Genomic DNA, 20,541 nt, shown 5'->3' with positions numbered 1-20,541 from the left:
TCAATTATAAGTAAAATAATCAATTAAGATTAAAAAGAGATTACTAAGGTTAAGAAAAGAATACACGGATGAAGAATAAACCATCCGATTATTCGATCACTACTAATAACTCGAAAGACGATTAGAAACTGGGGGAGAGACATGTCCATTGTACTTGGCGTGATGGAGGAGGGTCTGATCTACGCGATCATGGCGCTCGGCGTATATATTACTTATAAAATTCTGGATTTTCCGGATCTTTCTGTGGATGGCACGTTTCCACTCGGAGCGGCAGTCACGGTCATGCTGATCTTAAAAGGTGTGAATCCTTTTTTGACTCTGTTCCTTGCATTTTTGACCGGAGCGTTTGCCGGGTGCATCACAGGAATCATTCACGTCAAGTTCAAGGTGCGTGATCTGCTTTCCGGTATAATCGTGATGACGGCGCTCTACTCGATCAACCTTCGCGTTGCAGGAAAGGCAAATGTGCCGATTTTCAGTCAGGAGACGATTTTTGAGAATGCATGGCTTGATAGCATGGTGCCGGAGGCACTTGAGCCGTATCTCGTAGCGTTGATTCTTCTTATGATCGTTGTGGTCTGCAAGGTGCTTCTCGATCTGTATCTGAATACGCGCTCGGGATTTTTGCTTCGGGCAGCGGGAGACAACGACGTGCTTGTGACTTCTCTTGCGAAAGACAAGGGCATGGTGAAGATCCTTGGTCTTGCGATTGCAAACGGTTTTGCCTCTCTTGCAGGTTGTGTGTACTGCCAGCAGAAAGGCTTCTTTGAGATCAGCACCGGAACCGGAACAATGGTTATCGGACTTGCGAGTGTCATCATCGGAATGAAGCTCCTCAAGCGCTTCCACTCAGTCAAGGCGACGACAGCCGTTATCACAGGATCGGTGGTCTACAAGGCCTGCGTTTCGATCGCGATTGCGATGGGAATGGCAGCTTCGGATCTGAAACTGATCACAGCCGTTCTGTTCCTGGTGATTCTGGTAGTCAGCAACCGGACAGAGACCAAAGTAAAAATTGCAGGAAAGAAGGGGAAATAAGTGCTCGAACTCAGTCATATTCATAAATATTACAATGCGGGAACGGTCAATGAGATGTGTCTGTTTGAAGACTTTTCCCTGACGATTCAGGACGGGGAGTTCGTCTCCGTCGTCGGAAGTAATGGATCAGGAAAAACCTCGATGCTCAATCTGATCTGTGGAAGCATCCCGCTTGATTCCGGTTCGATCCGGATCGGCGGAAAGGACATCACGAACATGCCGGAATTCAAGCGTCAGCGAAAAATCGGGCGTGTTTACCAGAACCCGGCGATGGGAACCTGCCCGAGCATGACGATTCTTGAAAATATGTCGCTTGCGGACAACAAGGGCAAGCCGTTTAATCTCCGCCTTGGAACAAATCGTCAGCGCATCGATTTTTACCGGGAACAGTTAAAATCTCTCGGACTCGGTCTGGAGGACAAGATGGATGTGAAAGTCGGAGTGCTCTCCGGCGGTCAGCGTCAGGCGATGGCACTTTTAATGTCCACAATGACACCGATCGAGTTTTTGATTCTCGATGAGCACACCGCTGCACTCGACCCGAAGACTGCGGAGATCATCATGCAGTTGACCGGAAAGATCGTGGAGGAAAAGCATTTGACGACGATCATGGTCACGCACAACCTGCGCTATGCAGTCGAGTATGGAAACCGTCTTCTGATGATGCATCAGGGGCATGCAGTGATGGATCGTGCCGGAGCCGAGAAGACAAACACCCAGATCGATGAGATTCTTGAGAAATTCAATGAGATCAGCATCGAGTGCGGAAACTGAGTAAGAAACCGTAAGTACAGAATAAAATGAGCAAGAAATAAGCAAAAAATAAGTGTAAGTACAACGTTAAAGTGAGCGTAAAGTAAAAACGAAAACGTGAAGCATGAAACAAGAAAGAAGAGGTGTGAAGTGATAGACGCCTCTTCTTTATTTTATAGTTTTTTCAGAAACGGAATGGGATTCTTATGGTATACTCTTTACAGAGAGTTTTTTGTGGATTTCCTATTTTTTAGGAAAAAACGATAAACAAAACAGAACAATCAGAAAGGGGTGTATCCTATGAGATTAAAGACACGTCTTGCGATTGCCTTTCTTGCATTTTCAATCCTGCCGATCATTTTTGTCGGCATGGTGCTTTCGATGGGAAAACTGTTCGTGCTGTATCGGTTCAATGAATTCGGACCGGAAGTGCGTTCCATGGTGATTCAGATGTTGGTTTCCGGACTGCTGATGCTGATTTTTGTCTGTGCATCGCTGACGATCTGGGTGTACCGTTCGGTCCTTAGACCACTTAGCAAATTACAGGAAGCGACTCGCAAGATTCGCGATGGCAATCTTGATTTTACACTTGAGGTGGAGGAGGACGATGAGATCGGAGAGCTCTGCCAGGACTTTGAGGAGATGAGAATCCGGCTGAAAGAGAATGCGGAGGAGAAGATCCAGTATGATCTTGAGAGCAAGGAGCTGATCAGCAACATTTCCCATGATCTGAAGACTCCGATCACCGCGATCAAGGGATATGTCGAGGGCATTCTCGACGGTGTGGCATCCTCGCCGGAGAAGCTGGACAAATATATCCGAACGATTTACAATAAAGCAAACGACATGGACCGTCTGATCGATGAGTTGACGTTTTATTCCAAGATTGACACGAACAAGATTCCGTACACGTTTTCCAAGATCAATGTGAACAGTTATTTCGGAGACTGTGCGGAGGAAGTCGGGCTTGATATGGAGTCGAGAGGGATTGAGCTTGGATATTTCAACTACGTCAGTGACGATGTGGTCGTGATCGCCGATGCCGAGCAGATGAAGCGCGTGGTCAACAACATCATCAGCAACTCGGTCAAGTATATGGACAAGCCAAAGGGAATCATCAACATCCGCATCAAGGATGTCGGGGATTTCATTCAGGTTGAGATCGAGGACAATGGAAGAGGCATCGCGGCGAAAGATCTCCCAAATATCTTTGATCGATTTTACCGGACGGATGCGTCGAGAAATTCCTCCCAGGGAGGAAGTGGAATCGGGCTTTCGATTGTGCGCAAGATCATTGAGGATCACGGCGGACGGATCTGGGCGACGAGCAGACTCGGAATCGGCACGGAGATGCATTTTGTGCTGAGAAAGTATCAGGAAGTTCCGCAGGTTGATATGGCAGTGGCAGATCAGGATCGCCGTGGAAATTCCGGGAAGAAAGACTCCGGGAAGAAGGAAAAGTCGTCAAAATAGAAAACCTGTCAAAAAAGTAGAAATGTCGCCAGACAAAGTAGGAAAGTAAGAAAGTAAGAAATAAGGGTTTTCAAAAATAAACAACTTATAAAACTTATAACTTATAAATAAGTAGTGGAGCGTGGAAAAATGAGCAGAATTTTGATTATTGAGGACGAGACGAGCATTGCAGAACTGGAAAAGGATTATCTGGAGCTGAGCGGATTTGAGGTGGAACTGGAAGAAAATGGAAAGAAGGGACTTGAGCGTGCCCTTGGAGAGGATTTCGATCTCTTGATTCTCGATCTGATGCTTCCGGATATGGATGGATTTGAGATCTGTCGTCGTTTCCGCGAGGTGAAGAACACGCCGATCATCATGATCTCTGCGAAGAAAGAAGATATTGACAAGATCCGCGGACTTGGACTCGGAGCGGATGACTATATGACAAAGCCGTTCAGCCCGAGCGAGATGGTTGCGCGTGTGAAGGCACATCTTGCGCGCTATGAGAGACTGATCGGAAGCGGAAGTCCGGAGAACGAAGTCATTGAGATCCGTGGACTCAAGATCGACAAGACCGCAAGACGCGTGTGGATCAACGGGGAGGAGAAGAACTTCACGACGAAGGAGTTCGATCTTCTGACCTTCCTCGCGCAGAATCCGAACCATGTATTTACAAAGGAAGAACTCTTCTCAAAGATCTGGGATATGGAGTCGATCGGGGACATTGCGACGGTTACGGTTCACATCAAGAAAATCCGTGAGAAGATTGAGTTTAATACCGCAAAACCTCAGTATATTGAGACGATCTGGGGTGTGGGCTATCGCTTTAAAGTATAATTAAGAAAAACAAAAAGCCAATATAGCTGAAAACAGAAAGAATACAGAGATTGTGGGAAAAGCAATCTCAGCATAGAGTATAAGAATAGGACAGAAAGGAATAGAATTACAAATGAAAAAGAAAACAGGAATCTGTATGACGATGGCGATGCTTTTGATGGCAACACCGGCATGGGCGGGATCGCCGGTTGTGGTAGCAGGAACGACTACGACTCAGCAGGGTGAGGCAGTGACACTTCCTTTATTGGATGAGAGCAGACCGGTTGTGACTGGAGAGATCTTAGGAGAGTCGACCGCATCGTTTGTACCGGAGAAGTTTGTGCTTCCGCAGGACGCCTCTGTTCTTGTCGTTGTCGAGGGACGCGGTGGCACTAACTGTCAGGTTTATGCATATGAGAAAACTGCCGATAGTACGGATAATACGAATGGCACAAGCTGGACGAAACGCCTTGAGGTGGCCGGTCATCTCGGAGAAAATGGGATGAGCAACGATCGCCATGAGGGAGATAAGACGACCCCGATCGGTGTTTTCCAGATGAATACCCCGTTTGGTCAGGCTCAGGCACTCGAGGGATTCCCGTCTGACTATATTCAGGTTGACAATTCCTATGTCTGGGAGGAGACGAGCAACAAGTTAGTCAAGGGTTCCACCGCAAAAGGTGAGCGAGTTGGCGGTCAGGGCTATGCAGGCTATTATAACTATGTGATTGACGCAGGATACAATCGCAATGCTGTGACCGGTCGCGGTTCCGCACTCTTCCTTCACTGTGATGTGCCGGGAGATACCGAAACTTCAGGTTGTGTGGAGATTCCGGAGGCAGATATGATCACGATCATGAAACTCTACGGAAAGTATGGCAGTGGTCATTCCTATATTGCACAGGCTCCGCAGGGAACGTTTGATCAGATTTATGATTCTTACGGAACGAACAACGGACTGTCCCCAGAGGGAGTGTTTACAAAATAGCCGGGGAGAGCATAACGCCGGGTGGTGTAGAAACTGGAGTCTTTCGGTGGGGGATTTAAGAGTGCGAAAAATTCAAAAAATCTTTCCCACACGGAGTCATTCGCCATTGTGTGTACCTCAGAAAAACACAGTCAAAAAGAAGTCAAAAAAGCAAATAAATTTGCATAAAAATTCGGGATTTTGTTTGATTGACATGAAAACATACCTGTGTTAAAATTTTTAGACGTATGCGAGAGAGGATTCAAGGTCTATCTTGAACCCTCTCTTTCTTTAAGAAAAGAGAGACAGTTGCAGGAGAGAAAGAGAGCAAAATCATGTCGATCCGGGAACGGGATGCCTGATGCAGAACAGGATAGATTTGCAAGGAAGGGATGCCAGAATAGAAAATAGAAACCGGAAGAGAAATCGTCGATTGACTGGATTGTTCTTGATTCAAATCAAATGTAACCGAAAATCATACAGAGATCCATACAAAGATACAAAAGCAAAAAAGAGAGATGAAAACAGAAATGGGTGGACAATGCGAGGCGTACTGCTGTGCGAAACGTATGAAAACCCGAAAACAGGAAACAAAAAGCAAACAAAAAGCAAATTAAGAAACGAACAAGAAACAAACAAGAAATAAAAATGAAGGAAAATGAGGACACAGAATGGATACAGTAAAATTTGAAGAGTTACAGATTGATGACAGAATTCTGAGAGCTGTGACGGATATGGGATTCGAGGAGGCTTCCCCGATTCAGGCAAAGGCAATTCCGGTTCAGATGGAAGGCTTGGACATCATCGGACAGGCACAGACCGGAACCGGAAAGACCGCAGCATTCGGAATTCCTCTGCTTCAGAAGATCGATCCGAAGAATAAGAAACTTCAGGCGATTGCGCTCTGCCCGACGCGTGAGCTTGCAATTCAGGTTGCCGATGAGATCCGCAACCTTGCAAAGTACATGCACGGAATCAAGGTTCTGCCGATCTACGGTGGACAGGACATCGTGCGCCAGATCCGCGGACTCAAGGATGGCACTCAGATCATCGTCGGTACCCCGGGCCGTGTGATGGACCATATGCGCCGGAAGACGATCAAGTTTGATCAGGTACATACGGTAATCATGGATGAGGCAGATGAGATGCTGAACATGGGATTCTTAGAGGATATGGAGACGATCTTAAGCCAGCTTCCGGAGGAGCGCCAGACGATCATGTTCTCTGCAACGATGCCGGATGCGATTCAGAAGATCGCAAAGACCTTCCAGAAAGATCCGCAGATCGTTCGCGTGGTAAAGAAAGAGCTGACCGTTCCGAAGGTAACCCAGTATTATTATGAAGTAAAGCCGAAGACCAAGGTTGAGGTAATGTGTCGTCTTCTCGATATGTATGCGCCGAAGCTGTCTGTCGCTTTCTGTAATACGAAGCGTCAGGTTGATGAGCTGGTGCAGGAGCTTCAGGGAAGAGGTTATTTTGCAGAGGGTCTTCACGGAGACTTAAAGCAGATCCAGCGTGACCGCGTGATGAACAGCTTCAGAAATGGTCGCACCGAGATCCTTGTTGCAACGGATGTGGCAGCGAGAGGAATCGACGTTGACGATGTTGAGGCAGTGTTCAACTATGACATTCCGCAGGATGAGGAGTATTATGTACATCGAATCGGTCGTACCGGCCGTGCAGGTCGTGAGGGTATCGCATTCAGTTTTGTTGTAGGACGCGATGTATACAAACTGCGCGACATTCAGCGCTACTGCAAGACGAAGATCGTTCCGCAGGCAATCCCGTCCCTCGACGACATCACCGAGATCAAGGCAGAGAAGATCCTTGATCAGGCAAAGCAGGTGATGGCAGATATGGATCTGAGCCGAGTTCTTCATATTGTAGAGAAGAAGCTTCTCGAGGAGGATTACACCTCCCTCGATCTCGCTTCCGCTCTTCTGAGAATGAGCATGGGCGAGGAAAATCAGGACATTGCGATCGATTCTCAGCCGGCACGTTCCCTCGATGATCTCGATTCCTGGGGTCGCGGTGGAAGAGGCAGAGGTCGTGACAATGGTCGCGGTCGCGGTGGAAGAGACAACCGTGGCGGTCGTGGCAGAAAGAGCGACGGAGATATGGCTCGCCTCTTTGTAAACCTTGGAAAGAACCAGGGCGTGAGACCGGGAGATATTCTTGGCGCGATTGCGGGCGAGTCCGGAATCTCCGGTCGTATGATCGGAAGCATCGACATGTATGACAAATATACCTTCGTCGAAGTTCCGTCGGATTGTGCAGGAGAGGTTGTGGAGTGCATGAAAAATGCAAAGATCCGTGGCAAAAATGTCCATGTAGAGCTTGCAAACTCCCAGCAGTAATGTGAAAAATACCAAAAGAATCTTGACAGTGGTGAGAAAAATATGGTAATATAACGAAGTACATATTTTTATCATACTACCTTAGAGAAAATGAGAGCAGGGTTGAGACCGGTGACGGTGTGACCCTGCTCTTTCTCTATGGTTTGAGAAAAAAATAACAATCAAAAACGAGATTAGCAACAAAACGGAATCGGCAACAAATCAACAACATCATCATGGAAATTCAATCATAATTGACAGGGGGAAGGACTATTATGGGGAAATACGTCATCGCACTGGATCAGGGAACAACGAGCTCTCGCTGTATTCTCTTTGACCGGGAGGGAAATATATGTAGTGTAGCACAGAAGGAGTTTACACAGATTTTCCCACAGCCGGGCTGGGTGGAGCACAATCCGATGGAAATCTGGTCTTCACAGCTTTCCGTGGCACTCGAGGCAATGGGAAAGATCGGAGCGCATTACAGCGATATTGCAGCGATCGGAATCACGAACCAGAGAGAGACGACAATCGTCTGGGACAAGGAGACCGGTGAGCCGGTTTACAATGCGATTGTCTGGCAGTGTCGCAGAACCGCAGATCGCATCGAGAAGCTCAAAGCAGACGGAATGGAGGAGAAGATCCGTGAGCGCACGGGACTGATTCCGGATGCCTACTTCTCAGGAAGCAAGATTGCATGGATTCTTGACAACGTTGAGGGTGCGCGTGAGCGGGCAGAGCAGGGGGAGCTTCTGTTCGGAACGGTTGATACCTGGCTGATCTGGAATCTGACAAAGGGATGCATCCATGTGACGGATTACACGAACGCGTCCCGCACGATGCTTTTCGATATTCACAAGAAATGCTGGGATGATGAGATTCTTGCGTACTTTAACATTCCAAAATGCATGCTTCCGGATGTGAAGCCGTCGAGCTGTGTATACGGATACACTTCCTCGGATGTCATGGGAGGAAAGATTCCGATTGCAGGTGCAGCGGGAGACCAGCAGGCAGCACTCTTTGGTCAGTGTTGTTTTGAGCCGGGTGAGATGAAGAATACTTACGGAACCGGATGTTTCCTTCTGATGAACACCGGAGCAAAGGCAATCCATTCCACACACGGACTGCTGACGACGATTGCGGCTTGTACCGCAGAGGAAACGCATTATGCACTTGAGGGAAGCGTATTTGTCGCAGGTGCGGCAGTGCAGTGGCTTCGCGATGAGATGCGAATGGTCAGAAGTGCTTCCCAGACGGAGGAGTATTGTACCGCAGTTGAGAACACCGGCGGAGTCTATGTCGTTCCGGCATTTGCAGGTCTCGGTGCTCCGTACTGGGAACAGTACGCGAGAGGAACGATCGTCGGTGTGACGCGCGGAACGAGCAAAGAGCAGTTCATCCGGGCAACGGTCGAGTCGATGGCATATCAGGTTTACGATCAGATTGAGGCGATGCAACAGGATTCCGGAATTGCACTCAAGAAGCTCAAAGTTGACGGTGGCGCGAGTGCCAATAACTTCCTGATGCAGTTCCAGTCCGATCTTCTCGGTTCCGAGCTGGTTCGTCCGCAGTGCATTGAGACGACGGCACTCGGAGCAGCCTACCTTGCAGGTCTCGCAGTCGGTTACTGGAAAGACCGCGATGAGATCCGTGAGAACTGGAAGGCAGAGCGCGATTTTGATCCGGTGATGTCGGAGGAAGAGAGAAAGAAACTCGTCAAGGGCTGGAAACGAGCAGTTCGCTGTGCACTTGCCTGGGCACAGGAAGATGAGGAGGAATAAGGACGGACAACGAGGACGAAGTCGTTAGCATTTGTGTAACGCAGGAATGAGAATGGGAACGACAAAACTTCGGAAAAATAAGCTAAAATAAGAGACGACTAAGAGGCGTTTCGAGAAACTGAGGACACGATTGCAAATTTGGACATAAACTATGCAAAAATAAGAATACCTTTATTTTATTAGGAGACAATTCAAAAAAATGTTAAAATTCTTCAAAGAAAAAGTGAAATATAAATAAAATTTTTATTGACATTAGGACAAAATGACGGTATACTTGTTCTCAGTTGAGAAGTACTTGTACACATTGCATGGAGATGAGAGAGCGCGCAGTGATGTAATTGAAAGAGCATGTTCGATTCAGTTATATCATTGCGTGTTTTTATTTCACAGAAACCTTGCAGTGTGGAGAAGTATCGCAGGGAGAAGAGACTGCGACAACAGAAATTATGAAAACGGAGGAAGGGTGTTATGAAAAAACGAGTAGCATTGCTTCTGGGCGCAGCGACGATGATGGCTGTAGCTCTGACTGGTTGTGGAGGCGGTAAGTCTTCCGATTCTGGTTCTGCATCAAATGGGGGAGATGCCGGAACGACGACAGCAGATGGCGGAAGCTCCGAAGCCCACAAGGACACTCTGGTGATTGGTACGGATGCAGATATCAACAATCTGGATCTTCAGTCCCAGCAGGATCAGATCAACAACATTGTTCTGAAGAATACGCATCAGACTCTGGTATTCTTCAACAACGGATCTCAGGGAGATGAGCGTTTTGGTCCGTGTCTGGCAACTTCCTGGGAGCAGGAGGATGATACCCACATCAAGATGAATCTTCGTGATGATGTTCATTTCAACGATGACGACGAGACTCCGATGACCGCAGAGGATGTCAAGTTCACGCTGGATATGGCGATGGACAACATGGTAGCTTCCGTCCTCAAGGGTTATGTTGGAACAACGATTCTTGATGATTACACGATCGAGATTGAGACTGAGAGCTACAACAACGAGTTCATCCAGTCCCTGTCTTCGGTTCCGCTGTCCATTCAGTCCAAGAAGGCATATGAGAGCGGTATGGATGATCCGTACTATATCGGAACCGGTCCGTACAAGTTCGATGAGTGGGTAGAAGGCGAGTATTGCCGTCTGAAGAAAGTTGACGATTACTGGGGCAACGATCTTCCGGCAGATGACAACCTGGCACCGGGTGTTGTAGATACGATCGAGTTCAAGCCGTACATCGAGGCATCTTCCCGTGTTATGGCACTTCAGGCAGGCGAGATTGATGTCTGCGTAAACCCGCCGATCAACGAGTTACAGTATCTGGAAGACGATGACAACATCACCGTTTATGAGCAGACCGGAACCCGTCTTTTCTACTTTGCATTCAACGTAGAGAAAGAGCCGTGGAACAACCAGAAACTGCGTCAGGCAGTTGCATGTGCGATCGATCGCAATGCAGTACTTGAGGCAGCTGTATACGGCAAGGGTACTCTTCAGAAGACGATCCTGAACCGTGGTCTGTGGGGCTTCTACGATGATATGGAAGGCTTTGATTACAACGTAGATCGTGCAAAAGAGCTGATGGCAGAGGCTGGTTATCCGGATGGTGGAATCACCACTACCCTGACTTACGCTTCCGGTACTCCGTATGAGCAGATTGCAACCGTTATTCAGGCAAATCTGGCTGACATCGGAATCACCGTAACCCTTGAGCCGATGGAGACTGCAACCTTAAAGTCCACCTGTGTAGATGGCAAGCAGGAGCTCTTCCTGTGGAGATGGAACGAGGATTCCAAGGTTGACTTCGTATACCGTGACCTGTTCTATACTGGTTCTGGTTCTAACTATCATCACTTCTCTGATCCGAAGGTTGATGAGCTGACCGATCTGGTAGCAACTGAGAAAGATGCTGATCAGCGTCTCGCAGATGCAAAAGAGCTTCAGGAGTACTTAGTAGATCAGTGCCCGCAGGTTCCGCTTTACATTGCAAACCTGGTAGTTGCATACAACAAGAACCTGAAAGGTACTTATTTCTACGGCGGTGGAAACCATGACTGGCGTCATGCATATGTAGCAGAGTAATCATTGTAGCGGACATCATGGGAGTATTTATCTTACCTATGCTCTAAGAATTTAAAAACCGTGATGGAACAGTGAGAACGATGAAATCTTGCGGGCTACCGGTTTCCGGGCCCGCAAGATTTTTTTCAGCAAAGATTCATTTACTTATCAATATTTATTAGTATAGCAGATGAATCAAAACAAAATAAAGTTGATGGTAATGGGTTTGATTTTAAAAGGAGAAGGAGTGAGTAGCAGATGATAAAATACATAGTCAAGCGCCTCGTAATGCTGGTGCCGGTAATTCTGGTTACCTCGTTTCTGATTTTCTGGGCGATGAGCCTGACCGGCGGTGATCCGGCGCTGATGCTTGCGGGTGATAATGCACAGCCGGAGCAGGTAGAGCAGATCCGCGAAGAACTCGGTCTGAATGATCCGTTTATCGTGCGCTATGCGAACTACATGAAGGGCATGGTAACCGGAGATATGGGTAAATCCTATGTGACAAAGCGTGATGTATTCAAGACCTTTATGGAGCGTCTTCCTAACACGTTGTTACTTGGAGGAACAGCAGTTGTGATTGCCGTTCTCGTCTCGGTTCCACTCGGTGTCTACACCGCGATACACCAAAATACATGGAAGGATACGGCGGGCATGATATTCGCCCTATTCGGAACATCGATGCCGAACTTCTGGCTCGGATTGATGCTCATTATCATCTTTTCCCTGAAACTCAAACTTCTGCCTACCGGAGGTAAGGGCGGAATTGACAGCCTGATCCTGCCGGCAGTAACCGTTGGTTTCGGTCTGGCAGCTCTGATCACAAGAACGACTCGTTCCTCCATGCTCGATGTGCTCCGTCAGGATTATATGACGACTGCACGCGCAAAGGGATGTTCCGAGAAGCGTGTCATCTTCACCCACGGTCTGAAGAATGCGCTGATCCCGATCATCACTGCAATCGGTCTTCAGATGTCTCTGGTTATCACCGGTTCTGTACTGGCTGAGACCGTATTCTCCTGGCCGGGAATCGGTCGTCTCGTTTATGATTCCATTTCCAAACGAGATACGCCGATGGTAACGGGATCGATCATCATGTGTTCGATTCTGATGTGTATCATCAATCTGGTGGTAGACCTGATTTACGCATTCTTTGATCCGCGTATCCGGGCACAGTACAGCAAGAAGGGGTGATCGTATGGCACAGACAAATTCAACCGGAAATACAAAACATGTAAAAAAGCGTACCATGCTCCAGGAAACCTGGAGACATCTGATCCGCAACCGCGGAGCCGTGCTTGGCATGCTGTTTCTTCTGTTCCTTGTTGGCGCAGCACTTTTCAGCCCATTGATTTTTGACTATGAGAAGGATGTAATCGGTCAGAACATGCAGGATCGTCTGATGGCTCCGTGTGCAGCACACTGGTTCGGAACCGATGAGTTCGGACGTGACCTGTTTGCGCGTGTCATCTACGGCGCACGTTATTCTCTGATCATCGGTGTCGGCTCCGTGTTCCTCGGTCTGATTGTCGGAACGATTCTTGGTTCTCAGGCAGGATTCCGTGGAGGTGTTGTGGATTCCGTCATCATGAGAGGAATTGATATTTTCTATTCGATCCCGAACATCATGACCGCAGTTGTTATCGTTTCCCTGCTTGGCACAAGCACCGTAAACCTGATGATCGCACTGGCATTCTCCTGCGCGAGCAGTTTTGCCCGTATCGTGCGTGCGTCTGTTATGACGATCCGTGATCAGGAGTATGTAGAGTCTTCCTACGCAATGGGACTTCCGACCTGGAAGATCATCGTAAAACATATCCTTCCGAACTGTCTGTCCCCGATCATCGTACAGATCACTCTGTTGATCGGAACGACGATCATTTCGGCTTCCTCCCTGAGCTTCCTTGGAATCGGTGTTCCGGCTCCGGCTCCGGAGTGGGGCGCACTTCTTTCCGCAGGACGTGGTCACATCCGTGATGCAAGCTACATGTGTATCATTCCGGGTCTTGCAATTATGATGACCGTACTGGCACTGAACCTGCTCGGTGACGGACTTCGTGATGCACTTGATCCGAAGCTGAAGAAGTAAGTTGCGGGAGAGTGAGGAGCAACAAAAATAGGAGGAGAATGGCATGGCAGAAGATTTAGTTCTTGATATTAAAGATCTGGTGGTGCACTATGAGACCGAAGACGCAGATGTGTGTGCGGTAAATGGCATTGACATTCAGATCAGCAAAAAACGTACTTTGGGACTGGTAGGTGAGACCGGCGCCGGAAAGACGACGACCGCGCTCTCAATCCTGAACCTGATCCCGAACCCGCCGGGCGTGATCAAAAACGGGTCGATTCACCTTGACGGAAAAGATATCCTGAAAATGTCTCAGGAGGATTTGCAGAAAGTCCGCGGAAATGATGTGGCAATGATCTTCCAGGACCCGATGACGGCTTTAAACCCGGTTATGACGGTTGGAGAGCAGATCGGTGAGAGTATCATGCTCCATCAGAATATTTCTAAGCAGGAAGCATTTGAGAAGGCAAAAGAGATGCTCAAGATGGTAGGTATCGCGGAGTCCCGTGCCTACGATTATCCGCATCAGTTCTCCGGTGGTATGAAACAGCGAGTTGTCATTGCAATCGCACTTGCTTGTAGCCCACAGCTTCTGATCGCCGATGAGCCGACGACCGCTCTGGATGTAACGATTCAGGCACAGGTTCTTGAGCTGATGAAACAGCTGATTCAGGAGAAGGAGATGGCAATGCTTCTGATCACGCATGATCTGGGCGTTGTCGCTGAGGTCTGCGAGGATGTGGCAGTTATGTATGCCGGACGTATCGTGGAGAAGGGAACGGCGGACGATGTGTTCAACCACATGCGTCATCCGTACACCGAGGGTCTGTTTGATTCCCTGCCGAACTTGAAGCAGAGAGGCGAACAGCTCGTTCCGATTCGCGGTCTGATGCCGGATCCGTCGGATCTTCCGCCGGGATGTTCGTTTGCTCCGCGTTGCCCGTATGCGACCGAGGCATGTACGAAGGCAATTCCTCCGTTAAAGTCTGTGGAGGGAAGCAAGACGCATTTTGTGGCATGTACCGCATATGAAAATCCTGATTTCAGCTTGAGGAGGAACGAAAATGGCAAATAAGACAATTCTGGAAGTCCAGAATCTCACAAAATTTTTCACAACTCCGGCAGGTCAGTTGCACGCAGTCGACGGAGTCAGCTTTAAAATCGAAGAGGGAAAGACGCTTGGTATCGTAGGAGAGTCCGGATGCGGAAAGTCCACGACCGGAAGAACGATCCTGAAACTTCTTGAGCCGACCGGCGGAAAGATCATTTTCGACGGAAAGGACATCACCTCATACAGCAGAAAGCAGATGCGTCCTCTGCGCCAGGAGATGCAGATGGTCTTCCAGGATCCGTTCTCCTCTCTGGACCCGCGTCAGACGGTTATGCAGTTGATCAGTGAGCCGATCATCGAGCACAAGCTGTTAAAGTCCAAGAAGGACATTGAGGATCGCACACTTGAGCTGATGGAAACCGTAGGTCTTGCAGAGCGTTACATCAACGTATATCCGCATGAGCTCGATGGTGGACGCCGTCAGCGTATCGGTATCGCGCGTGCACTTGCCGTAAATCCGAAGCTGATTGTCTGCGATGAGCCGGTATCTGCGCTGGATGTGTCGATTCAGGCACAGATTCTGAACCTGTTAAAAGAGCTTCAGGAGAAAATGGGTCTGACCTACATCTTCATCACCCACGATCTGTCCGTTGTAAAATACTTCTCAGATGATATCGCAGTTATGTATTTGGGACAGATGGTTGAGAAAGCACCGTCCGATGTCCTGTTTGCAAACCCGGTACATCCGTACACGAAGGCACTGCTTTCCGCAATCCCGCTTCCGATTGTCGGAAAAGAGAAGCCGAAGCGTCAGCTGATCAAGGGCGAGATCACCTCCCCGGTTAATCTGCCGGATGAGTGCCGTTTTATGAAGCGTTGTGACTTCGCAGACGAGTGCTGTAAGAAGTGCAATCCGAAGCTCCATGAGATCGAGCCGGGACACTTTGTGGCATGTACGAGAGTCGCAGAGGGAACGATCTAAGAATAAAAAACGATTCAAAAGGGGAAACGTTACAAAAAACGCGTATTTTACTGTAAAAGGAGAATAGCAGAAATGGAAACAGCTGTATGGGGGAGCATGCTCGAGCAGTTTACGGCTGCTGGAATGACGGATCAGATGGAATATCTGCTCAGAATTCTGATTGCGTCCTTGCTCGGCATTATGATCGGAAGTGAGCGAAAAAACAGAAACAAGTCGGCAGGAATCCGCACGCATATGATTATTGCGATGGGATCAGCGCTGATGATGGTAGTCTCTAAGTATGGATTCTATGATAATTCCAGATGGGATGCCTCCCGTGTGGCATCTCAGGTTGTCAGCGGTGTCGGCTTCCTCGGCGCTGGTGTCATCTTTGTCCGCAACAACTTGGTCAGCGGTCTGACGACCTCTGCCGGTATGTGGGCAACTGCCGGTGTCGGTCTTGCAATGGGTGCCGGAATGTATGTCGTTGGAATCTGCTCGGCAGTCATGGTTGTGGTGATCCAGTTTATCACCCACAAGATTTCTTATTTTGCAAATGTCGCGACAAACGGTTATTTGCGAATGACGATTGACCAACAACCCGGCGCGGTCGAACGAATGCAAAACTACCTAGAAGGGCAACGAGTCGAGATCGCCGGTGTGAAGATTAACAAGAACAAGAAGGAAGAAATCAAACTTGAGTTCGATGTGGTCTATCCGCCGGGATTTAAGAAGGGCGAACTGATTGCAAACCTCGTGGAGATGGATCATGTGATCGCAGTCAGCGAGTAGGAAATCATCGAAATTGTGAGCTTATCACAAAAGATTGTGAAAATACAAACGATTGTCTGTAAATGATTGACAAGATCCCAATGTTGTGCTAGAATGAAAAACAGTTAAATACGATACCTTTTGAGAGAAGAGAGTAAGGTGAGCATAAGCAGAAGATCATTCTGCTATATTCCCTTACTCTCTTTTTGTATAGAAGGATCGGACTAAGCAAGTATTCTAAGAATCTCTTTTGCACTTACATTTTCGGGCGAAAAGAAATCTGAGACTACGTTAAGAACATGGAGGAGGACATGATGAAGAAGATGGATTACGATGTGGTGGTAATCGGTGGCGGTGTTGTGGGCTGTTCGATTGCCAGGGAGCTTTCCCGCTATGACCTGCACACCTGCGTGATTGAGCGGGAAGAGGATGTCTGCTCCGGTACGTCAAAAGCAAACAGTGCGATTGTACATGCCGGATTTGATGCACATCCGGGTTCCTTAAAAGCTCGTTTTAATGTTGAGGGCAACCAGATGATGGGGGATCTGGCAAAGGAACTGGATTTTGATTTCAAGCAGAATGGCTCTCTTGTGCTCTGCTTCCATGAGGAAGATATGCCGGCACTGAAAGCTCTGTATGAGAAAGGCGTAGAGAACGGAGTAAAGGATCTCTCCATTATCAGTGGAGATGAGGTTCGCAAGATGGAGCCGAACACGACCGACACGGTTGTAGCTGCTCTGTATGCACCGACCGGTGGAATCGTTTGTCCGTTCGGTCTGACGATCGCAATGGCTGAGAATGCTTGCGACAACGGCGTAGAGTTCCGTTTCCTGACTGCTGTTGAGAATGTTGAGGCAGTTGAGGGTGGTTACACGGTAAAGACTTCCAAGGGTGAGATTTCCGCTCGTTATGTAGTAAATGCTGCTGGCGTTTATGCAGATGAGATTCACAATATGGTGAGTGCAAAGAAACTGCACATCACCGCAAGAAAAGGCGATTACTGCCTGCTCGACAAAGAGGCAGGAAGCCTGGTATCCCACACAATCTTCCAGCTTCCTGGTAAGATGGGTAAGGGCGTTTTGGTTACCCCGACTGTTCACGGTAACCTGTTAACTGGTCCGACCGCAGTAGATGTGGAGGACAAGGAAAAGACGGCAACCTCCGCAGAGGAGCTTGCAGATCTGATGTCCAAGGCAACGATCGGTGTCAACAACATCCCGTTCCGTCAGGTAATCACTTCCTTCGCAGGTCTTCGTGCTCACGAGGATGGCGATGACTTCGTGATCGGCGAGGTTGAGGATGCAGAGGGCTTCTTCGACGCAGCCGGCATCGAGTCTCCGGGTCTTACGAGTGCTCCGGCAATCGGCGTTTACGTTGCAAAGCTGGTAGCCGAGAAGGCTGAGGCAGGCGAGAAGGCAGACTGGAATGGAAGTCGCAAGGGCATTGTTCGTCCGGAACTGCTCAGCAAGGAAGAGCGCGCAGAGCTGATCAAGAAGAATCCGGCTTACGGAACGATCATCTGCCGTTGTGAGGGTGTCAGCGAGGGTGAGATTGTCGATGCAATCACCCGCACGCTGGGAGCAACTTCCCTCGATGGAATCAAGCGTCGTGTCCGTCAGGGCATGGGCCGTTGCCAGGCAGGCTTCTGCACACCGAGAACGATGGAGATTCTCGCTCGTGAGAAGGGCATGAAGATGGAAGAGATCTGCAAAAATGCACCGGGTTCTGAACTGCTGACCGGGGAGCGATAACAGGAGGGGAAAATCATGACACAGCATGACATTGTAATTATCGGCGGAGGCCCGGCAGGCCTGGCAGCAGCTGCTGCCGCAAGAAGAGCAGGTGTGGAAGATATCCTGATTCTGGAGCGTGACAGCTGTCTTGGTGGTATCTTAAACCAGTGTATCCATAACGGATTCGGTCTTCACACGTTTAAGGAGGAGCTGACCGGACCGGAGTACGCATCTCGCTATATCCAGATCGTGGAGGAGATGCAGATCCCGTACAAACTCAACTGTATGGTAATCGACATCAACGACAAGAAGGAAGTTACCTTCATCAATAGAGAGGATGGTCTGACGACGATTCAGGCAAAGGCAATCATCCTTGCAATGGGATGCCGTGAGCGTCCGAGAGGAGCTTTGAACATTCCGGGATATCGTCCGGCAGGTATCTACTCCGCAGGAACCGCACAGCGTCTGACGAATATCGAGGGCTATCAGGTAGGTAAGGAAGTTGTCATCCTTGGTTCCGGTGATATCGGTCTGATCATGGCAAGAAGAATGACTCTTGAGGGCGCAAAGGTAAAGGTTGTCGCAGAGCTGATGCCTTACTCCGGCGGATTAAAGAGAAACATTGTTCAGTGTCTGAATGACTACGATATTCCGCTGAAGCTCAGCCATACCGTTGTGGACATCCAGGGCAAGGAGCGTGTAACAGGAATCACCCTCGCAGAGGTAGATGCAAACCGCAAGCCGATCCCGGGAACCGAGGAGTTTTACAGCTGTGATACCCTGCTTCTGTCCGTAGGTCTGCTTCCGGAGAACGAGCTGACCAAGGGTGCAGGCGTTTCGATGAACCGCGTGACCTCCGGTCCGAATGTAAACGATCAGCTCGAGACGAGTGCAGAGGGAATCTTTGCATGTGGAAACGTGCTTCACGTTCATGACCTCGTAGACTATGTATCTGAGGAGGCAACCTTAGCAGGAACGAATGCCGCTGCCTATGTACAGGCTGGCGCAGAGAAGAAAGAGGGACATGTTGTTCCGCTGTTCGGCGAGAATGGCGTTCGTTACACCGTTCCGCAGACTCTCGATACCGAGAATATGAATGACAAGATTACGGTTCGTTTCCGTGTGGCAGATGTCTACAAGGATCGCTATATCAGCGTTTACTACGATGGAAAGCGCGTCGCACACAGAAAGAAAAAAGTACTGGCTCCAGGCGAGATGGAGCAGGTTGTCATCACAAAGGACAGCCTGAAGGATTGCCCGGATCTGGAAAAGATTGTGATCTGCACGGAGGTAGAATAAGATGGAAGTGAGAGAACTGACTTGTATCGGTTGCCCGTTGGGTTGCCCGTTGACTGTCCATATGGACGGAGAGGAGATTACCGTAACCGGAAATACCTGTAAGCGTGGTGAGGAGTACGGTAAGAAAGAAGTGACGAATCCGACCCGTATTGTAACTTCTTCTGTTCGCGTGAGCGATGGAACGATTGCAATGGTTTCTGTAAAGACCGCAAGCGATATTCCGAAGGGAAAGATTTTTGACTGCATGAAGGAGATCCGCGAGACCGTTGTGAATGCACCGGTTGCAATCGGCGATGTTGTGATCGCAGACTGTGCAGGAACGGGTGTTTCCGTTGTTGCAACCAAGAATGTTGCCCATATCTAATCCATAGAGAATTGATACCATAAAGAAATTCATTGGAGTTTATTGGTGATTTATTTATAGGATAACAGGATAGACCAAGACCAGTCAGGGTGTTCGGAGATGGCTACAAAACCGTTCTGAACACCCTCTCTGTTACTTATAGGTTCTGATTTTCGTGATTGTTTTTTTATGATTTGTATTGAGATTTGCATGGAGAAGATAGCAATCAGAGGCAGAATGTGATAAAATGAATCGATAAGGAACAATAAGGAACGATAAAGAACGATAAAAAAGATCGAAAAGAAGCCAGGAGAGAAGGAGAGGGTGAAGTATGAATTTCAACATCAATGGGATCTTCAATCCGGAGAACCGTTTTTGGAGCTTTATTGATAAGATTGTGAATCTCTGTCTGCTTGGAATCTTGTGGGCATTGTTCTCCCTGCCGGTTGTGACGGCCGGAGCATCGACGACGGCGCTGTTTGGATATACCCTTCCGCTTACGGAAGATGAGGAGGGATATGTGTGGCAGACGTTTATCCGGACATTCCGGAAACATTTTGTGAAGAGCACGGTTTTCTGGATCGGAATCCTCGCAGGCGGGGGATTTCTCGTCTATGATCTCTACTGTTGCCTCCACTTAAATGTGCCGGGAGCACTCCGAATTGTGGCGTTTGCTGTGCTGGTTTGCCTGATGATTGTCTTTTCTTTAACGGCGGTATGGCTCTTTCCGTTGACAGTGTATGAGGACGGAACGATTCGCCAGACGCTCTCGCGGGCAGTTGTCCTTGCAGTAGGCAATCCTGGTATGACCGTGGCGATTGTATCGCTGTATGCGCTCTTTGGGATCGCAGTGTACTATATACCCGTCCTGTTTATGGTCTGGTTTGCTTTTTTTTCCTATCTGACTTCGTATTTTTATCGCGCGACTTTCCGCAAATATCTCCAGAAAGAAGATTGACGAGGGAAAAAAGGCTCTATGTCAATAGTTGGGGTGGGATTCTTTGAAATCCCGCCCGATTGTTGACGTTGGAGCCATTTTTATATACAGCTCTGATACATCCTGTTTTTGGGCATGCCAAATAAGCCTCCCTCATTTACCGACCAATTT

At 48.5% G+C, this 20,541-nt stretch carries 17 protein-coding genes; all 17 read left to right on the top strand.

The features are described from left to right. Window positions 1-141 precede the first annotated feature (141 nt). Window positions 142-1,038: an ABC transporter permease gene (locus tag ACR0QT_RS03105; protein WP_432629442.1), complete on the top strand. Its 897-nt coding sequence runs from the start codon at window positions 142-144 to the stop codon at window positions 1,036-1,038. Then, entirely contained in the window at window positions 1,039-1,812 is a 774-nt protein-coding gene (locus ACR0QT_RS03100) for an ABC transporter ATP-binding protein (protein WP_432629441.1), read from the top strand. Between the two features lie 279 nt (window positions 1,813-2,091). After that, window positions 2,092-3,264 carry a sensor histidine kinase gene (locus ACR0QT_RS03095; protein WP_432629440.1) on the top strand — a complete coding sequence of 391 codons (1,173 nt, stop codon included), beginning with the start codon at window positions 2,092-2,094 and terminating at the stop codon, window positions 3,262-3,264. A 129-nt stretch (window positions 3,265-3,393) separates the two neighbouring features. After that, window positions 3,394-4,083, top strand: a complete 690-nt coding sequence (locus tag ACR0QT_RS03090; RefSeq protein ID WP_432629439.1) for a response regulator transcription factor — start codon at window positions 3,394-3,396, stop codon at window positions 4,081-4,083. 112 nt (window positions 4,084-4,195) lie between these two features. Beyond that, a complete protein-coding gene (locus ACR0QT_RS03085) occupies window positions 4,196-5,050 on the top strand; it encodes a L,D-transpeptidase family protein (RefSeq protein ID WP_432629438.1) in 855 nt (284 codons plus the stop codon). A 650-nt stretch (window positions 5,051-5,700) separates the two neighbouring features. Beyond that, a complete protein-coding gene (locus ACR0QT_RS03080) occupies window positions 5,701-7,386 on the top strand; it encodes a DEAD/DEAH box helicase (protein WP_432629437.1) in 1,686 nt (561 codons plus the stop codon). Between the two features lie 254 nt (window positions 7,387-7,640). Then, window positions 7,641-9,146, top strand: a complete 1,506-nt coding sequence (glpK, locus tag ACR0QT_RS03075) for a glycerol kinase GlpK (protein WP_432629436.1) — start codon at window positions 7,641-7,643, stop codon at window positions 9,144-9,146. 468 nt (window positions 9,147-9,614) lie between these two features. After that, a complete protein-coding gene (locus ACR0QT_RS03070; RefSeq protein WP_432629435.1) occupies window positions 9,615-11,228 on the top strand; it encodes an ABC transporter substrate-binding protein in 1,614 nt (537 codons plus the stop codon). Window positions 11,229-11,465: 237 nt separating this feature from the next. Next, window positions 11,466-12,401 (top strand): ABC transporter permease, encoded by a 936-nt coding sequence (locus ACR0QT_RS03065; RefSeq protein WP_308451478.1) that lies wholly within the window; start codon window positions 11,466-11,468, stop codon window positions 12,399-12,401. Between the two features lie 4 nt (window positions 12,402-12,405). Next, window positions 12,406-13,296, top strand: a complete 891-nt coding sequence (locus ACR0QT_RS03060) for an ABC transporter permease (protein WP_432629434.1) — start codon at window positions 12,406-12,408, stop codon at window positions 13,294-13,296. Window positions 13,297-13,339: 43 nt separating this feature from the next. Next, window positions 13,340-14,350 (top strand): ABC transporter ATP-binding protein, encoded by a 1,011-nt coding sequence (locus ACR0QT_RS03055; RefSeq protein ID WP_432629433.1) that lies wholly within the window; start codon window positions 13,340-13,342, stop codon window positions 14,348-14,350. Beyond that, window positions 14,340-15,308: an ABC transporter ATP-binding protein gene (locus tag ACR0QT_RS03050; protein WP_308451481.1), complete on the top strand. Its 969-nt coding sequence runs from the start codon at window positions 14,340-14,342 to the stop codon at window positions 15,306-15,308. The genes ACR0QT_RS03055 and ACR0QT_RS03050 overlap by 11 nt, the downstream gene beginning before the upstream one ends. 72 nt (window positions 15,309-15,380) lie before the next feature. Then, window positions 15,381-16,079 (top strand): MgtC/SapB family protein, encoded by a 699-nt coding sequence (locus tag ACR0QT_RS03045; protein WP_432629432.1) that lies wholly within the window; start codon window positions 15,381-15,383, stop codon window positions 16,077-16,079. 293 nt (window positions 16,080-16,372) lie between these two features. Next, the gene (locus ACR0QT_RS03040; protein WP_432629549.1) at window positions 16,373-17,809 is read left to right on the top strand and encodes an NAD(P)/FAD-dependent oxidoreductase; all 1,437 of its coding nucleotides are present in this window, start codon (window positions 16,373-16,375) and stop codon (window positions 17,807-17,809) included. 15 nt (window positions 17,810-17,824) lie between these two features. Next, window positions 17,825-19,090, top strand: a complete 1,266-nt coding sequence (locus ACR0QT_RS03035; RefSeq protein WP_432629431.1) for an NAD(P)/FAD-dependent oxidoreductase — start codon at window positions 17,825-17,827, stop codon at window positions 19,088-19,090. Between the two features lies 1 nt (window position 19,091). Continuing rightward, a complete protein-coding gene (locus ACR0QT_RS03030; RefSeq protein WP_432629430.1) occupies window positions 19,092-19,454 on the top strand; it encodes a DUF1667 domain-containing protein in 363 nt (120 codons plus the stop codon). A 310-nt stretch (window positions 19,455-19,764) separates the two neighbouring features. After that, window positions 19,765-20,391 carry a YesL family protein gene (locus ACR0QT_RS03025; RefSeq protein WP_432629429.1) on the top strand — a complete coding sequence of 209 codons (627 nt, stop codon included), beginning with the start codon at window positions 19,765-19,767 and terminating at the stop codon, window positions 20,389-20,391. The last annotated feature ends 150 nt before the right edge of the window (window positions 20,392-20,541 follow it).

The organism is Brotaphodocola sp. (genome assembly GCF_050873365.1).
Taxonomy (GTDB): domain Bacteria; phylum Bacillota; class Clostridia; order Lachnospirales; family Lachnospiraceae; genus Brotaphodocola.
Note: the sequence above shows the minus strand (reverse complement) of the source record. Positions and strands in the feature narration are given on the sequence as shown.

Bases quoted from the DNA above. Each gene is read 5' to 3' on its own strand.
- glpK (WP_432629436.1), top strand. From the start codon at position 7,641: ATGGGGAAATACGTCATCGCACTGGATCAGGGAACAACGAGCTCTCGC.
- ACR0QT_RS03090 (WP_432629439.1), top strand. From the start codon at position 3,394: ATGAGCAGAATTTTGATTATTGAGGACGAGACGAGCATTGCAGAACTG.
- ACR0QT_RS03035 (WP_432629431.1), top strand. From the start codon at position 17,825: ATGACACAGCATGACATTGTAATTATCGGCGGAGGCCCGGCAGGCCTG.
- ACR0QT_RS03105 (WP_432629442.1), top strand. From the start codon at position 142: ATGTCCATTGTACTTGGCGTGATGGAGGAGGGTCTGATCTACGCGATC.
- ACR0QT_RS03050 (WP_308451481.1), top strand. From the start codon at position 14,340: ATGGCAAATAAGACAATTCTGGAAGTCCAGAATCTCACAAAATTTTTC.
- ACR0QT_RS03085 (WP_432629438.1), top strand. From the start codon at position 4,196: ATGAAAAAGAAAACAGGAATCTGTATGACGATGGCGATGCTTTTGATG.
- ACR0QT_RS03045 (WP_432629432.1), top strand. From the start codon at position 15,381: ATGGAAACAGCTGTATGGGGGAGCATGCTCGAGCAGTTTACGGCTGCT.
- ACR0QT_RS03025 (WP_432629429.1), top strand. From the start codon at position 19,765: ATGAATTTCAACATCAATGGGATCTTCAATCCGGAGAACCGTTTTTGG.
- ACR0QT_RS03040 (WP_432629549.1), top strand. From the start codon at position 16,373: ATGAAGAAGATGGATTACGATGTGGTGGTAATCGGTGGCGGTGTTGTG.
- ACR0QT_RS03060 (WP_432629434.1), top strand. From the start codon at position 12,406: ATGGCACAGACAAATTCAACCGGAAATACAAAACATGTAAAAAAGCGT.
- ACR0QT_RS03080 (WP_432629437.1), top strand. From the start codon at position 5,701: ATGGATACAGTAAAATTTGAAGAGTTACAGATTGATGACAGAATTCTG.
- ACR0QT_RS03070 (WP_432629435.1), top strand. From the start codon at position 9,615: ATGAAAAAACGAGTAGCATTGCTTCTGGGCGCAGCGACGATGATGGCT.
- ACR0QT_RS03030 (WP_432629430.1), top strand. From the start codon at position 19,092: ATGGAAGTGAGAGAACTGACTTGTATCGGTTGCCCGTTGGGTTGCCCG.
- ACR0QT_RS03055 (WP_432629433.1), top strand. From the start codon at position 13,340: ATGGCAGAAGATTTAGTTCTTGATATTAAAGATCTGGTGGTGCACTAT.
- ACR0QT_RS03065 (WP_308451478.1), top strand. From the start codon at position 11,466: ATGATAAAATACATAGTCAAGCGCCTCGTAATGCTGGTGCCGGTAATT.
- ACR0QT_RS03095 (WP_432629440.1), top strand. From the start codon at position 2,092: ATGAGATTAAAGACACGTCTTGCGATTGCCTTTCTTGCATTTTCAATC.